The sequence below is a fragment of the Aquiflexum sp. TKW24L genome, from assembly GCF_023502205.1.
Classification (GTDB): Bacteria; Bacteroidota; Bacteroidia; order Cytophagales; family Cyclobacteriaceae; genus Cognataquiflexum.
In genome coordinates this window covers 1-15,241 of record NZ_JAMFLG010000003.1, presented here as the reverse complement: position 1 = coordinate 15,241, position 15,241 = coordinate 1, and the positions used below count along the sequence as shown (strand labels likewise).

The window sequence follows — 15,241 nt, the reverse complement described above, 5'->3', positions numbered from 1 at the left end:
CGCGTCATGCTGAGTCCCCAACATTTTAAAATGTTCGGAAAAGGAATGACGGTTGTTGCGTCATCTTGAATCCGAGGTACAGGCAGTCCCGTTTAATTCGGGAAGGATGAAAGATCTCAGAATAAAAGAGACTCTTCCCTACACTACAAATGACAGAAATGGAAATTTCCCCTTCGACAAGCTCGGAGATTCATATCATTGGTACTGAGCTTTAATTGGATTTGTCAAGCCATAACTGGCACCATATCAAGAACTCTTCTTCCTAAATTGATCTCCCCTGAAATACTCACCTGTCCCATAATCTCATCGGGCCGAAGGTTTTTGCAAAATAGTTTCCAAGCGATTTTGTCTTCCAATTGGACAATTGTAGTTGGAGGTTTATTTACCTGATCGAATAATTTCCAATGATGTTCGGACTTTTCGAGAAACCAGGATTTTGAAAACTCTCCGATAATCTTGACTTCTATAACGGTGCCATTTGCTGCATTTTCTTTGGCAAAAGTAAAAGGCAAAGCCATCATGAAAGTATCCATCAAGGGTTCAAAAAATCTCTTTTCCAAAAGTCCCTCTTTGCCAACTGCGTCACGGATTTGTTGTTGGTGATGCCATTTTTCGGTGTATTCCCTAGCGAGATGCATCCAATTCAAACTTGTCTCCTCCCCTGCCCAGGCAACGGAGAAAATTGCTTTTTCCATATCCGGAAGGTCCACATAATAATCCGAGACTTCTTTTCCCGTGCATTCCAAAAATGTAATCAATACATTTGGGCTCAATCTTTTGGTGGCTTTGATCCAATCAGCATTCAATTGGTTAAGCCATGAAACCAATTCCTCATGACCATTGATTTTGAGATGTTTTTCTCCAAAATGGCCATCTCTTTGGATACTCAATGTCCGAAGATTTGTGTCCAATAAGTGCGATGCAACATCTTTCACAGTCCAAAGTTTGGCTGAAGTAGGTTTGTCCCAACCAGAATCCTCCAGACTTTTGAGTAAGTCAATAAGAAGAATATCCAATTCATGAAACAAATGCTTTACTTCAATCATAATCGATTGTTTTACAATGGATTGGTAACAAAAATAGCTTTAATCTGATTGAAATTTGATTAAAATTAATGGATAGGAAAATGGATTCATACTTAGGTTGATTTAATTCTAGTGAATAAAATTAATGTATGTCCGCAATGATGCCTGTAGATTGGTTATCTACATTAAATCTTGCCTCCAAACTGAAATGCCCGGTACTTCGGTCTTCCGTCACGCTTGAAGAATAACATAGGGTTACTGGCAAAGAAACGGATAACCATATTAAATTATTTATACAACTCCCCATGCAACTTCTTCAAAACATCAATCGGCATCTTGATGACTTTCCTATCATAAGTCATAATCCCGTTTGTCTCTATTTCGACATCGGTCGTTTGGGTGTAGACAGCTGCTGCCAAACCCATTGGAATCAAATCTTTCAAGTCTCTCATCAGAATTTGATACCTCGCCAACAATTCTTCCTTAGACTTGAAACTCTGGTATCCCCAATTGTCTTTTTCCTGCCAAGTATTTCCTTCTACCGGTAATCCCAATCCCCCAAATTCCCCTAAAACCAAAATCTGAATTTTTCCAAATAACTCTGGAGAAGGCATCACAGGATCCGGATAGTTGTGAATATCCAAGATATCGCCAGCGATTTTTGCGCCTTTCAACTCAAAATTCCCGCCACTTGCACTGTTGACCAACCTCGAGGGGTCATACGCCTTGGTCCAGTTGGAAATCTCATGGGTTTTGAACTGTCCCCAAGCCTCATTGAAAGGAACCCAAACCACGATGGAAGGAAAGTTGTAATTGGCATCGATGATGGCTTTCCATTCGTTTTTGAAAATGGCTTCTGATTCAGGTGTTCTCTCCCTGTCGGTTCCTTTTCCGATGACCCCTAGCTTTTGTTCCCATCTATTTCCCATATCACCACTCGGCATGTCCTGCCAAACCATGATACCCAGCTTGTCACAATGATAATACCAGCGTGCCGGCTCAACTTTGACATGTTTTCTGATCATGTTGAAGCCCATTTCCTTTGTTTTGATGATGTCAAAAGCTAAAGCCTCGTCCGTAGGCGCGGTATATAATCCGTCAGGCCACCAACCTTGATCCAAAGGTCCATAATGGAAAATCTGTTTGTCATTCAGCGAAAACCGTTGCATTCCCTTGGCGTCGGTGACGATGGATACTTTTCTCAATGCTCCATAAGAAGTTACCTTGTCAATGACCTTTTTTCCCTTTAGCAGGCTGATTTCAAAGTCATATAAATGGGGATTCTCCAATGACCAACTGATTGGATTGGGGATTTTAAGGGCTGTTTCTTTCCCAAAGCTCCCTGAGCTTTCAGCCACTTTGGAGCCTTTGTCCATCGCAACGATGGTGTAGGTCAATGTTGGGTCTGAAGTGATGGCATTTATAGAAAATATAAAAGCTCCTTTATCCCAATCAGGTGTGGTTTTGACATGGCTGATATAGGAGTTTGGCACAAATTCCACCCAAACAGTCTGCCATATCCCAGTCACCGGCGTGTACCAGATACTTCTTGGTTGGTTGACTTGCTTCCCGCGTGGCTGAGGGCCTTTATCGCTTGGGTCCCAAACCCGCACTGTGATTTTCTGATCTACGCTTTTGCCCAGGAAATCAGTGATATCATAGGAAAAAGGGTCATAACCTCCCTGATGTTTTCCTACTGATTTTCCGTTTACAAAAACTTCCGACTCCCAATCTACAGCTCCAAAATGCAACAGTACCTTTCCTTTTCTTTCGGAATTGGAAACCTGAATGACTTTGTTATACCACAGTTCTTTCTCAGCTCCTACTGATTTGGCCACGCCAGACAGGTAAGATTCCACAGGAAAAGGAACTGTGATCTTTCCATCAAATGATAAGGGAGCCGCTTTTCCTTTTTCCTGAATGGCATAATCCCACTGACCATTTAAATTCTTCCAATTGTCTCTGACCATTTGTGGCCTCGGATATTCGGGATGCGGTAAGGTTTTGTCTACATTTTCAGCCCAAGGAGAAAGAATTGGTTTGGTATTGATCTGCTGCGCAAAAGAAATAGAATATGTTCCAAGGAGGAAGCTCAGGACGATCGAGAAGTATTTTAAGGTTTTGGTTTTCATGGGTTTTATTTTTGGGAGATTGAATTCAATTGATATAATCTTCAATATAATGGAAACTAAGCCAATCCGAAAGAAAGAAATGCTTAAAGGCGAAAAGGATAAAAGATTAGAATTTCTTCATTTTTAAGTTCAGGCTTAAACAAGCTTTCTTCCACCTGTCAAGTCTAATAATTTAATTCTTTTGGAATTTTTTACCTTGACTACCTTAAATTAGAAAAAATCCGAACTCGAAATCGATTGCGTAATTTAAAACTCTCCAACCTTGAAAATGAACTCGTTTTTAAGGACTTTGGTATCTGAAACAAACCCCAATTTATAATGAGAATCTCAATTCAATTTCTATTTCTAGTATGTTTAACAACAATTTTTTCTTGTCAACCAAAGGGAAATAAGTCAGAGGAAGGTTGGACAGATTTATTCAATGGTAAAAACCTTGAAGGCTGGAAATCCCTAGGCGGTGAGGCTGAATACAAAATCGAAAACGGCGAAATAGTGGGTTACGCCAAAGCAAATACTCCCAATACTTTTTTGGTGACTGAGCAGGAATATGGGGATTTTGTTTTGGAGCTTGATCTCAAAATAGAGGATTTGTCGACCAACTCCGGCATCATGACAAGGGGACAATTTGATCCGGCGGGAAAAGATGGCAAAGGTTTGGTCTTTGGGTATCAGATCGAGGCTGATCCGACAGACAGGGCATGGTCTGGAGGTTTGTACGATGAGGCAAGAAGAGGTTGGATTTATCCTTTGGATCTGAATCCGGCTGCAAAGTCTGCTTTCAAATTGAATGAATGGAATTCCTATAAAATTGAAGCCATTGGGAATGAAATTAAAACATGGGTAAACGGACAAGAAGTTGCCTATGTGGTAGATGACATGGATGCCAAAGGTTTTATTGGTCTTCAGGTCCACAGTATAAAAAAACCGGAGGATGAGGGAAATAAAACCTATTTCAGAAATGTAAGGATCAAAACTGAAAACCTGACTCCTACCCCATTCACAAGTGAAATTTTTGTGGTCAATACAGGGCTGAATGAATTGACTGAATTGGAAAAAGCCCAAGGATGGAAATTGCTATTTAACGGAAAGAATGCTGATGGTTGGAAAAGTGCCAACAAAGAGACATTTCCGGAAAAAGGATGGCATATCCAAGATGGAATTTTAAGAGTAGAAAGTGCCGATGGTGGGGAATCAAGTAATTTTGGAGACATTGTGACAGTTGACAAATACAGCACTTTTGACTTGGTTTTTGATTTCAAATTTACCGAAGGGGCGAATAGCGGTTTGAAGTATTTCGTGACTTTAAATGAACAGACTTCCGGTTCTGCAATCGGATTAGAATACCAAATCTTGGATGATAAAAACCATCCAGATGCCAAAATGGGAATTGAAGGAAACAGGACATTGGCTTCCCTCTACGACTTGATTAAGGCTGATAAGAAGGTAAGTCCTGTGAAAGGACCCGGAGAATGGAACAAAGGTCGTGTTGTGGTGTATCCCGACAACAAAGTCGAACACTATCTCAACGGTGTCAAGGTACTAGAATATGTCCGAGGTTCTGAAGAGTACAAAAAATTGGTCTCAATCAGTAAGTATAAAGTATGGGAAAATTTTGGTGAGGCTCCCGAAGGTCATATCCTGATCCAAGACCACGGAAATGAAGTACATTTCAAAAACATAAAAATCAAGGAACTGAAGTAAAAAACCCAATAACCATGGAAAACAACAAAAACAACCGGAGGGAATTCCTCAAGAAAACAGCTTTGGCCACAGCAGGAGTTTCTTATTTGGGGGCAGTGGGATTTTCAGCAAAAAGCTACGGGAACATCATTGGGGCCAATGACCGTCTCAATGTCGCAATTGCAGGTTTGGGAAGAAGATTGGGAGCTTTTTACGAGCCGATTGCTTTGCCAAAAAGCAACGTCCGCCTTGTGACGCTGTGCGATGTCATGAAGTCCCAAAGGGATAAGGCTGCCGCAAGTTTTTCCAAGCACATCGATTATACAGCTAAACTTGAAAACAGCATCATAAAAGTCATCGAGGACAAGGAAGTCGATGTGTTGATCAATGCGACACCGGACCATTGGCATGCGCCTGGGACTTGGATGGCTGTGGAAGCAGGCAAACATGTTTATGTAGAAAAACCATGCAGCCACAATCCTTGGGAAGGTGAATTGCTGATTGCTTACAAAAACAAGTACAATAAGGTAGTCCAAATGGGTAACCAACAGCGCTCTTCTGACCATACTATTGAAATTATCAACCAAATCCACAATGGCATCATTGGTAAACCTTTTAGAGCAGTAGCTTTTTATATCAATGGCCGAGGCGAAGTTCCACTGCAGACTGATGCAAACCCGCCTGAAGGATTGGATTGGGAACTGTTTCAAGGTCCGGCACCAAGAAGAAAATACACACACAATACCTGGGACTATAACTGGCATTGGTACGGTTGGGACTATGGCACTGCCGAAACAGGTAATAATGCTACCCACGAGTTGGATGTCGCACGCTGGGCACTTCAGGTAGAATTTCCCAAACATGTGACCGTAGATTCGGGTAAATACCATTTTGTCAACGACGGATGGACGATGTATGATACCATGCTTGCTACTTTCAAATTTGAAGGTGACAAAACTATTGTATGGGATGGAAAAAGCAGGAACAACTACGCCACTTATGGTTCCGACAGAGGAACAATCATCTATGGCTCTGAGGGTTCCGTTTTTGTCAACCGGGAATTATACAGACTTTATGACCGTAATGGCAAGCAAATCAAGGAAGTGAAAACGGGCAATGTCGAAGGAAGTACAAACCTTGGTGGTGGTGGCGACATGACCACAGTCCATGTGATGAACTTCTTTGAAGCCATCAGAGGCAAAGAAAAACAAAACTCAACAATCGATGAAGGCGCAGTCAGTACCTTGCTGTGCCACTTGGCAAATATCTCCCATCGAATCGGTGAAAATTTTGAATGTGATCCTACAAACGGACACATAAAAAATAAAAAAGGAATGGCGCTATGGTCAAGACAATATGAAAAAGGCTGGGAACCAAAACTGAAAATCTAATTTCTCTTTTAAGACCTATTAAACTACCCTATCGGAAATCTTCGGTAGGGTTTTTTGTTGGAAGTATTCAACTTGATGATTCTCTTAACTCAATCTGAGAAGGCATGACAATAATCCTGTCTTCAAATGCAGGCTGATTGGGTTTAATCAGCTTTTTCATCAGGAGTTTGGCTATTTCTGAACCGATCTCAAAAGCAGGTTGGGAAATGGTAGTCAATGACGGTTTCAATAAACCTGCGATTTTCATGTTGGAAAAACTTACCATCCTGAAGTCTTTGGGCATTTCAAGTTTCGTTTCCCTTGCCGCATGATAGGTCGCAATCGCCAACTTTTCTACTGAGGCCAATATTCCATCCGGCCTGTCCATACCAAATAGTAATCCCGAAATCAATTTGATGTTGGCTTCCTCAGATTGACTGCATTGGATGATCCATTCTTCTTCAAATAACAATCCGTGTTTTTTGAGAGCGTCCAGGTATCCTCTTAGCCTTTCTTTTCCTATGGATATTTCTTTAGACAACATCAAAAAGAAAATCTTTTTACATCCCTTTTCGATGAGATGAACGGTTGCTTTGAATCCATTTTCATAATCATTGCTGATAAATTTGGTAGTAGCAATCTCCTGACATATCCGGTCAAAAAATATCAGTGGTACGCCTTTTTCGAAGACAGTTTCAAGGTGATCAATTTTCTTTGTCTGACTTGAAACAGACATCACAATAGCATCCACCCTACCATTCAAAAGGTAAGAGACTATTTTCCTTTCCGTCTCCACATTTTCATGGGTACTGTAGACCAAAAGGTGATAGCCATATTCTTGGGTGATTTCTTCAATACCGTCTATCACTTGGCTAAAAAAGTTATTTATCCTTTCGGGAATAATGACCGCAATGGTGTTACTCTTCTGTTCCCTTAGGCTTCTTGCAAATGGATTGGCCTGATAATTAAGCTCTTTGGCCATTGCAATGACCCTCTCTTTGGTAGGCTGACTGATTTCATAACTGTCATTGAGCGCTCTTGAGACTGTCGAGGGCGAAAGTTTCAGTTTTTCAGCGAGGTATTTGATGTTGACTTCGGCCATTTTTCTTTGCAAACCAATAATTCGAATTTAATATAACCATCCTTTTGGCCAATCAGCAAAATAATCACAAATCTTTGATCTTGGAGTTCAAATTGACCCTTTGGCACGAAATCGTTTGCATCAAAATTTGAATTATGGTTAATTGCAATTCTCTTTAAAGGTTTAAATTGACGTTTATTTTGTAACCATCTTGTTCTATGCATGTGCCAATTTCTAATGTAAACACATCTTTTATAACCGAGGATTTTTTGCTGGAAAATAAGTATTCTAAAATCTTATACCATGAGTATGCTGCGAAGCAACCGATCATAGATTACCATAACCATTTAGCGCCTGACCAAATTGCTAACAATAAAATATTTGACAACATATCATCTATTTGGCTGGCAGGCGATCACTATAAATGGCGGGCAATGCGGGCTTTGGGGATTTCAGAACATTACATCACAGGACAGGCGAGTGACCGGGAGAAGTTTGAAAAATGGTCCTACGCTGTTCCTTACACGATGCGAAATCCGCTCTATCATTGGACACATCTGGAGTTGCTAAGGTATTTTGGGGTTCATGATACCTTGAACCCAAATAATGCCAGGGAAATCTTTGATCTGACCAACAGTCAACTTCAATCTCCTGACTATAGTACCCAGAGTTTGTTGTCTAAAATGAATGTGAAGGTGGTCTGCACCACGGACGATCCTACAGACAACCTGTTCCATCATCAGAATTTCGCATCACAAGGAAAAGATTTAAAAATGAAACCGGCTTTTCGACCTGATAAAGCCTATGGGGTAGAAAATTTACTGACCTACCACAGCTACATCGAAAAGCTTTCAGAAGCCAGTTCCATTTCCATCAAATCCTACTCGGATCTTTTGGCTGCGCTTCAAAACAGGATTGATTTTTTTCATCAAGTGGGTGGAAGGATTTCTGATCATGGCTTGGAGAGTCTGTATTTTGAACCTGATTCAAAACAGGATTTGGATACCATATTCAAAAAAGCCATCACCGCACAAATTTTAACAAAAGAGGAAATCTCATTTTTCAAATACAGGACCTTGATCGAATTGGGAAAAATGTACCATGCCAAAGGTTGGGTGCAACAGTTCCATTTGGGTGCCTTGAGAAATAACAACACAAGAAGTCTTACCAAATTGGGACCTGATACCGGATTTGATTCCATCGGGGATTTCAGTCAGGCTTCTGCCCTATCCGGTTTCCTCAATGAATTGGATAAAACAGACCAATTGGCTAAGACCGTCATCTATAACCTCAATCCTTCTGACAATGAAGTAATCGCTACCATGGCGGGAAATTTCAATGATGGAAGCGTCAAAGGGAAAATCCAGTTTGGGTCGGCTTGGTGGTTTTTGGATCAGAAAGATGGCATGGAGAAACAGATCAATTCCCTGTCTAATATTGGTTTGATTTCCTGTTTTGTCGGGATGCTTACAGATAGCAGAAGTTTTCTTTCCTTTCCTCGACATGAATATTTCCGAAGGATTTTATGCAACTTGTTTGGAAGGGATATTGCAAATGGGGAGTTACCAAATGATGAGCAGTGGATTGGAAAGATCATCAGCGATATCTGTTACCACAATGCCAACGAATTTTTTGATTTCGGCAATTAACCCAAAAGAGCATGTTTGATATCACAGATAAAAAAATCATCATTACCGGCGCCACAGGAGTATTGGGCGAGACCATGGCTTTTCACCTTGCAAAAGAAGGAGCATATGTCTTGATTATTGGCAGGACAGCATCAAAAGTCGAAAAATTGATCAGCGAAATTAGATCCCAAAACGGAAAGGCTGATGGTTTTTTGGCGGATGTGACCAAAGAGAATCAAGTGGAAGCTGCCGCCCGACAGATCAAATCAAGATATGGAACAGTTGATATTCTCATTAACCTTGCCGGAGGAAATATGCCGGGGGCAGTCGTGAGGCCAGATCAAACCATTGGTGATTTGTCTGTTGATGCCATGAAGAATGTCATGGATTTGAATTATCAGGGCACATTTATTCCGATCAAACACTTCATTCCATTAATGCTTCCTAATGGACGAGGAAATGTCATCAATATTTCTTCCATGGCGGCGAGCAGACCGATGACCAGAGTGATGGGTTATGCCTCAGCCAAGGCAGCCATCGATAACCTCACCAAATGGATGGCAGTAGAGCTCAATACCAAATACGGGCCTGACTTTCGGGTCAATGCCATTGCTCCCGGATTCTTCTTGACAGAGCAAAACAGATCATTGCTCACCGAAGTAGACGGTAGCCTAACCCCAAGAGGAAATCAGATAATCTCCCACACTCCGATGGCAAGATTTGGAAAACCTGAGGATCTTTTGGGTACACTTCAATGGCTATGTTCTGACGCTTCCAAATTTGTAACCGGGACTATCGTCGCTGTGGATGGTGGATTCGGTGCTTATTCGGGTGTATAAAAAGACGCTAGACATAAGACAAAAGACTCAAGATGAAAGATGTGAGATTTGAGAATAAAAAGAGGCAAGAAGTAATCTTAATTGAACAAAGTATTAAGTACCAAGCCACCTGACAACGCGCAGCAGACAGCCCGAGAACCTGACAACGCGCAGCAGACAACTTGAGAACCTGAGAACATTTCCACCACTACAACATTTCCAACCACTACAACCACTACAACAATTACAACCCCTACAACCATTACAACCGCTACAACCCTTATAACAAAATACTATGGCCTATAAAATGGAGCAAACCATGCGTTGGTATGGTCCCAAAGATCCGGTGAGTCTGGCAGATATCCGTCAGGCAGGTGCCACAGGAATCGTCTCTGCCCTTCATCATATTCCAAATGGAGAAGTTTGGACAAAAGAGGAAATCAGCATCAGAAAAAATCTCATTGAAGCAGCCGGACTGACTTGGTCCGTGGTAGAATCTGTCCCAGTCCATGAAAATATCAAAACAAGGTCAGGGGACTTCCTTCGAAACATAGAAAATTACAAAACCACCTTAGAGAATCTTGCATCGGAAGGCATACATATCGTCTGTTATAATTTTATGCCGATCCTTGATTGGACCAGAACCGAATTGGCTTGGAAACTTCCCAACGGTGCCAAAGCCCTTCGGTTTGAGAAAAAGGAAGTTGTTGCCTTTGATTTATATATGTTAAAAAGAAAAGATGCAGAAAGTGAATATACTTCAAATGAAATCCAACGGGCTAAAGACTTTTTCGAAAATGCATCTGCCGAAACCCTAAAAAGGGTAAATGACAATATCCTCAAGGGTCTTCCCGGATCTGAAAAAGGCTATACCATGGAGCAGTTCCAAGCTGCTTTAGACTCTTACAAGGGAATTGGCCATGCAGAGTTGGAGAGAAACTTGCAACTGTTTTTGGATGCCATACTTCCAATTGCCGAAAAAAACGGAGTCAAAATGGCGATCCATCCTGATGACCCTCCATTTGATGTGTTTGGATTACCGAGGGTGATGAGTACCGCAAAAGACATGAAAAGGCTTATTGCAGATAATGCAAGTCCTAGCAACGGTTTTACGTTTTGTACCGGTTCTTACGGTGTCCGGGCTGACAATGACCTTCCCGCAATGGTGGAAGCGTTTGGAGACCATATCCATTTTATCCACCTCAGAAGTACAAGAAGGGATATTGAGGGTAACTTCTATGAAGATGACCATTTGACGGGTGACGTTCCCATGGAAGCTGTCATCCATCAGATTTTAAAGGTTCAACAGAAACGTCAAATTTCCATTCCCATGCGACCTGACCATGGACATCAGATGTTGGATGATATCCAAAAACCAATTGTCAATCCAGGATATACCGCAATTGGAAGGTTGAAGGGTTTGGCAGAAATCAGGGGTGTAGAGTCCGGGTTGATCTATTCAGGAATATTAAAGTGATCTAAAGAGAGGATTATATTAAGTCATCTTCCCACAATTTCATCGATAATTTCATTTCTTTTATTTCTAGACATGGGAACTTTGGCATTAATTCCAAAAAATTGATCCAAACAAACTCCAACTCATTTTTATATAGAACCATTAAAAAAACAATGATACCTATTAATAAATTTAATTCAACTTTAGGGGTTTTAGTTCGTTGTACAAATTATAACAATGACCCAGAATCCCTTTCTGCTCATACGGAGAGTAAGGATTTTCTTGTAGTTTAGTTGACGACGTTATTGTATAAAAATAAAGGGGCTATATGCCCCTTTATTGCTTTTTGAAAATCAAACAAGTCCTGTTGGGAAGATAAATCTGAAGTTGTTGTTTCTTGTCAGTTGGATAAGTTGGATCACCATCGATCCTTTCAAAGCCCCCAAATTTTTTATGATCTGAGTTCAAAATGATTTTATACTTTCCTTTTTCTGGCACTTTGAATTCAAACCCAAAATAGGATTCCGAAACGTGGAAGCAAAATGTGAAGATCAACCCTGCCCTTTCAAAAACAAGGATTTTTTTATCAGGATCCAAGTGTAGTTGGTTAGCTGGTGGTGATGCCAAAACTTGATAATCAGTAACCAATTTGATCATAGCTTTGTCCCATTCAAACAAATCATGGTAACGAAGGTGATCTGTATCCACAAGCGACCATTGTCTTCTTGCATATTGATAGCTCCAATCGTTTCCTTCTCTAGGAAAATCAATCCATTCGGGATGCCCAAATTCATTACCTATAAAATTGAGATAGCCTTCTCCACCTAGTGAAATGGTAATCATCCGGATCATTTTATGCAATGCCACTCCCCTATCTACCACGAGACTGCTTTGTAGCTTGGACATGCTGGAGTACATTTCCTTGTCCATCAGCCAAAAGGCGATGGACTTATCCCCTACCAAAGCTTGGTCGTGAGATTCAGCATAAGCGATAGTTTTTTCAATGGCAGGTCTGTTGCTCAGCTCGTGCCACATATTGAACAGGTCCCAATGCTCATCTGGTTGATGTTTCAATGTTTTGATCCAAAAATCCGGAATTCCCATAGCAAGTCGGTAATCAAATCCGATTCCTCCATCCTCGATTTTGCGGCAAAGTCCCGGCACCCCGGATACTTCTTCGGCAATTGAAATAGCATTTTGGGAAAAATCATGAATCAATTTATTGGCCAACTGGAGATAAATAACTGCATCCACGTCAACACCTTCATCGAAGTATTTACTCAGGTTATCAAATGAAAGGTTACCGTGATGGATATAAATGATAGACGTAGCTCCATCCCATCTAAATCCGTCAAAATGGAATTCTTCTAGCCAATAGCGGATATTTGAAAGTAAGAAATGTTTCACTTCCAATTTACCATAATCAAAAAGCTTAGAATCCCAACCTTCGTGATATCCCCTATCTCCGGGATGAAAGTACTGATGCTCAGAACCATCAAATTTATTCAGTCCTTCAAACACATTTTTGACAGCATGCGAATGAACGAGGTCCATCACCACCGAAATTCCCATTTCATGGGCTTTATTGATCAAAAACTTCAATTCTTCGGGTGTTCCAAACCGAGATGTAGGACAAAAGAAATTGGAAACATGATAGCCAAATGAACCATAATAAGGATGCTCCATGACCGCCATCATCTGAATGGTATTATATCCTGCTGCTTTAATTCGGGGAAGGATATTTTCAGCGAATTCCAGATAGGTACCAACCCCTAGTTTTTCTTGGGCCATACCGACATGGCATTCATAAATGAGTGGTTGATTTAAGTTTGGAGTTGGATCAAAACTTTGATCAGACCATTTAAATTGGTTTTCAGGAAACCAAAGCTGACCGGTGAAATCATGCGTGGCTTCATCTTGGATCACCCTTCTTATATAAGCAGGTATCCTGTCCAAAGCCCCATTTTCTCCTTCGACGTGGATTTTTATTTTGCTTTGATGTACAAATGAATTCTTATATTCTTCATACGGTAAAAATATTTCCCAATCTCCTCTGTGATCCTTTTTTAAGGGATGGCTATACCTATTCCATCCATTGAAATCCCCCATCAAAAAAAGATTATAAGCTTTTGGTGCCCATTCACGATAAACCCACCCTCTTCTGAAAGTATCGAAATGGATACCATAATATTCATGCGCCCTTGCAAACTCCAAAAGGCTACCATAATCGTAATTAATAAATTGGATTGTGGCTAGGTATCTTTCATACCTTTCTTGGATATCCAAGGCATGTGGTTCAAGCCAGGGAGAGTCCTTTATTATTTGTAAAATTTCAGGATTGTTCACGAAAAACCTATTAGTAATTTTCTAATTTAAATAATATTCGACCCGCAAACCAAATGTCTTACCATTAAAAAATTAAAAAGCATCATCCTATTTGTCCGGGCAATTAGGAAATCATTTTCATTTGAAAGCCGGGTTTCATTAAACTTTTGGAATTAGACTCATATGGGAAAAGACTCTTGGCCAAGAGGGCCCTGTAATTTTACAGGATAAAAAGAAAAACCATGGTGGCAGCCAAAGAATAACCAAGCAAAAAAGAGAAAAATATCGGACCGCTCAATGCGAATTTGCTGTACTCCGGTACATTCCTGTGGTCAGAAATATGACTGACTTTTTTAAGGTATTTGTCCGGGTAAATAGACAAAAAAAATAAAGAGTAAATGATCGTTAATAGGGCTAGGGTGAAGAAAATCTCCATGATCTGAATTTTGAATACACAAATATAGCATTCAATTCAATTTTTGATAAACTATATTAAAAAATCTTTAAAATAATGTTAAGAGAATATTTCCTTGCCAAGGTTTTTTAAGGAAGAGCCTCTTACCACCAACTTGGTTTTGATTTCAAATGTTTCATGCGTTTCCACATCATGATTTTGTATCAATTCAATTAGCATATTCATAGACTTGATTCCCATTTCATAGCCATGTTGGTCCACTGAACTTAATCCGGGACTTACTACTTCGGCCAGTTTCCAATTACTAAATCCCATGACGCCGACCTGATCCGGTATGGTATATCCCTTCTCCTTCAGGTACTTGATCACACCCAATGCCACAAGGTCTGTAATACAAAAAAATGCATCCGGAGGGTTGGGACTTTCCATCAGTTCTTTTGCAAAATCAAACCCCTCTTGTTCACTTATAGAGATACAGGATTTTACCCAAGTTTCAGAAAACTCCATCTGATGGTCAGACAATGCTTTTCGGTAGCCTTCATATCTTTCTTTTGCATTTTTGACATTTTCCCTTCCTCGGAGGTGGGCGATCCGCCGGTATCCTTGATCGATCAAATGGCATACAGCGTGGTGGGCCCCTTCAAAATCGTCTACCGTTACTTTGGGAGTGTCTAGTTGGTCTGTGATTTTATCAAATTGGATGACGGGTTTACCTTCGGAAATGAAATCCAATAAATGATCCCCCTCCAAAGTTTCATTGGAGATGGAAATCAAGAGTCCATCTACACTTGATGCCAACATGGTGCGGCAGGCAACAATCTCATCTTTGAGCAAGTCGTTCGATTGGCTAACCAATACATTATAACCACATTTTTTTGCTTCATCGATCGCACCGCTGATGACGGTCGAAAAAAAATGATGAACCAATTCAGGTACGATTAGGCCGATGTTGAACGTTCTACTTTTCCTAAAGTTGACAGCCAAAAAATTGGGAACATAATGGTGGGCCTCAGCATATTCTTTAACAGCTCGAATGGTTTCTTTGGCAATATCGGGATGTTCTTTCAAAGCCCGAGAAGCAGTTGAGACTGATATTTTCAGTTCTTTCGCAATATCTTTTAGAGTTAATTTCTTCTTTTCTAACATGTTAATTTGGGACTACGTTAATAATAAGGTCTTTGGGGTTTAATTCCTATTTCTTACTTGATTAATTCTTTTTTGTTTTAATTCAAGTAAAAAATGAAGGTTGACTTCATTCGATTGAGAAAGTCAGGAAATAGAAAAAAGCAAAATTTGAAAAATTGATTTTAA

The 15,241-nt window shown here is 40.4% G+C and carries 11 protein-coding genes; 5 read left to right on the top strand and 6 right to left on the bottom strand.

Annotated elements, in window-relative coordinates:
• Window positions 1-224: 224 nt before the first annotated feature.
• Together M3O96_RS02985 and M3O96_RS02980 are read right to left on the bottom strand one after the other, a co-directional pair.
• Window positions 225-1,046 (bottom strand): maleylpyruvate isomerase N-terminal domain-containing protein, encoded by an 822-nt coding sequence (locus M3O96_RS02985; protein WP_249718629.1) that lies wholly within the window; start codon window positions 1,044-1,046, stop codon window positions 225-227.
• Between the two features lie 266 nt (window positions 1,047-1,312).
• Window positions 1,313-3,157, bottom strand: a complete 1,845-nt coding sequence (locus M3O96_RS02980; RefSeq protein WP_249718627.1) for a glycoside hydrolase family 2 protein — start codon at window positions 3,155-3,157, stop codon at window positions 1,313-1,315.
• A gap of 318 nt (window positions 3,158-3,475) precedes the next feature.
• Here M3O96_RS02980 and M3O96_RS02975 point away from each other — a divergent pair, with 318 nt between their 5' ends.
• Window positions 3,476-4,858 carry a 3-keto-disaccharide hydrolase gene (locus M3O96_RS02975; RefSeq protein WP_249718625.1) on the top strand — a complete coding sequence of 461 codons (1,383 nt, stop codon included), beginning with the start codon at window positions 3,476-3,478 and terminating at the stop codon, window positions 4,856-4,858.
• A gap of 14 nt (window positions 4,859-4,872) precedes the next feature.
• Window positions 4,873-6,228, top strand: coding sequence for a Gfo/Idh/MocA family protein (locus tag M3O96_RS02970; RefSeq protein WP_249718623.1), 1,356 nt, complete (start codon window positions 4,873-4,875; stop codon window positions 6,226-6,228).
• Window positions 6,229-6,295: 67 nt separating this feature from the next.
• Here the strand turns inward: M3O96_RS02970 and M3O96_RS02965 are convergent, their stop codons facing one another.
• The gene (locus tag M3O96_RS02965; RefSeq protein WP_249718621.1) at window positions 6,296-7,309 is read right to left on the bottom strand and encodes a LacI family DNA-binding transcriptional regulator; all 1,014 of its coding nucleotides are present in this window, start codon (window positions 7,307-7,309) and stop codon (window positions 6,296-6,298) included.
• A gap of 197 nt (window positions 7,310-7,506) precedes the next feature.
• Here M3O96_RS02965 and uxaC point away from each other — a divergent pair, with 197 nt between their 5' ends.
• The 3 genes from uxaC to uxuA all read left to right on the top strand — a co-directional run bounded on the left by uxaC (window position 7,507) and on the right by uxuA (window position 11,211).
• The gene (gene uxaC, locus M3O96_RS02960) at window positions 7,507-8,937 is read left to right on the top strand and encodes a glucuronate isomerase (protein WP_249718619.1); all 1,431 of its coding nucleotides are present in this window, start codon (window positions 7,507-7,509) and stop codon (window positions 8,935-8,937) included.
• Between the two features lie 11 nt (window positions 8,938-8,948).
• Window positions 8,949-9,755 (top strand): SDR family oxidoreductase, encoded by an 807-nt coding sequence (locus M3O96_RS02955; RefSeq protein WP_249718616.1) that lies wholly within the window; start codon window positions 8,949-8,951, stop codon window positions 9,753-9,755.
• Window positions 9,756-10,029: 274 nt separating this feature from the next.
• Window positions 10,030-11,211, top strand: coding sequence for a mannonate dehydratase (gene uxuA, locus M3O96_RS02950; RefSeq protein ID WP_249718614.1), 1,182 nt, complete (start codon window positions 10,030-10,032; stop codon window positions 11,209-11,211).
• 315 nt (window positions 11,212-11,526) lie between these two features.
• Here uxuA and M3O96_RS02945 read toward each other — a convergent pair whose 3' ends face one another.
• From M3O96_RS02945 to M3O96_RS02935, 3 genes are all read right to left on the bottom strand, one after another.
• Window positions 11,527-13,536 carry an alpha amylase C-terminal domain-containing protein gene (locus M3O96_RS02945; RefSeq protein ID WP_249718612.1) on the bottom strand — a complete coding sequence of 670 codons (2,010 nt, stop codon included), beginning with the start codon at window positions 13,534-13,536 and terminating at the stop codon, window positions 11,527-11,529.
• A gap of 199 nt (window positions 13,537-13,735) precedes the next feature.
• The gene (locus M3O96_RS02940; RefSeq protein WP_249718610.1) at window positions 13,736-13,951 is read right to left on the bottom strand and encodes a hypothetical protein; all 216 of its coding nucleotides are present in this window, start codon (window positions 13,949-13,951) and stop codon (window positions 13,736-13,738) included.
• A gap of 78 nt (window positions 13,952-14,029) precedes the next feature.
• On the bottom strand, window positions 14,030-15,076 hold the full coding sequence (locus M3O96_RS02935; protein WP_249718609.1) for a LacI family DNA-binding transcriptional regulator: 1,047 nt from the start codon (window positions 15,074-15,076) through the stop codon (window positions 14,030-14,032).
• Window positions 15,077-15,241: the final 165 nt, after the last annotated feature.

Excerpts from the sequence above, each read along its gene's own strand:
- M3O96_RS02940 (WP_249718610.1), bottom strand. The coding sequence starts at position 13,951 with ATGGAGATTTTCTTCACCCTAGCCCTATTAACGATCATTTACTCTTTA.
- M3O96_RS02955 (WP_249718616.1), top strand. The coding sequence starts at position 8,949 with ATGTTTGATATCACAGATAAAAAAATCATCATTACCGGCGCCACAGGA.
- M3O96_RS02980 (WP_249718627.1), bottom strand. The coding sequence starts at position 3,157 with ATGAAAACCAAAACCTTAAAATACTTCTCGATCGTCCTGAGCTTCCTC.
- M3O96_RS02975 (WP_249718625.1), top strand. The coding sequence starts at position 3,476 with ATGAGAATCTCAATTCAATTTCTATTTCTAGTATGTTTAACAACAATT.
- uxuA (WP_249718614.1), top strand. The coding sequence starts at position 10,030 with ATGGCCTATAAAATGGAGCAAACCATGCGTTGGTATGGTCCCAAAGAT.
- M3O96_RS02965 (WP_249718621.1), bottom strand. The coding sequence starts at position 7,309 with ATGGCCGAAGTCAACATCAAATACCTCGCTGAAAAACTGAAACTTTCG.
- uxaC (WP_249718619.1), top strand. The coding sequence starts at position 7,507 with ATGCATGTGCCAATTTCTAATGTAAACACATCTTTTATAACCGAGGAT.
- M3O96_RS02985 (WP_249718629.1), bottom strand. The coding sequence starts at position 1,046 with ATGATTGAAGTAAAGCATTTGTTTCATGAATTGGATATTCTTCTTATT.
- M3O96_RS02935 (WP_249718609.1), bottom strand. The coding sequence starts at position 15,076 with ATGTTAGAAAAGAAGAAATTAACTCTAAAAGATATTGCGAAAGAACTG.
- M3O96_RS02970 (WP_249718623.1), top strand. The coding sequence starts at position 4,873 with ATGGAAAACAACAAAAACAACCGGAGGGAATTCCTCAAGAAAACAGCT.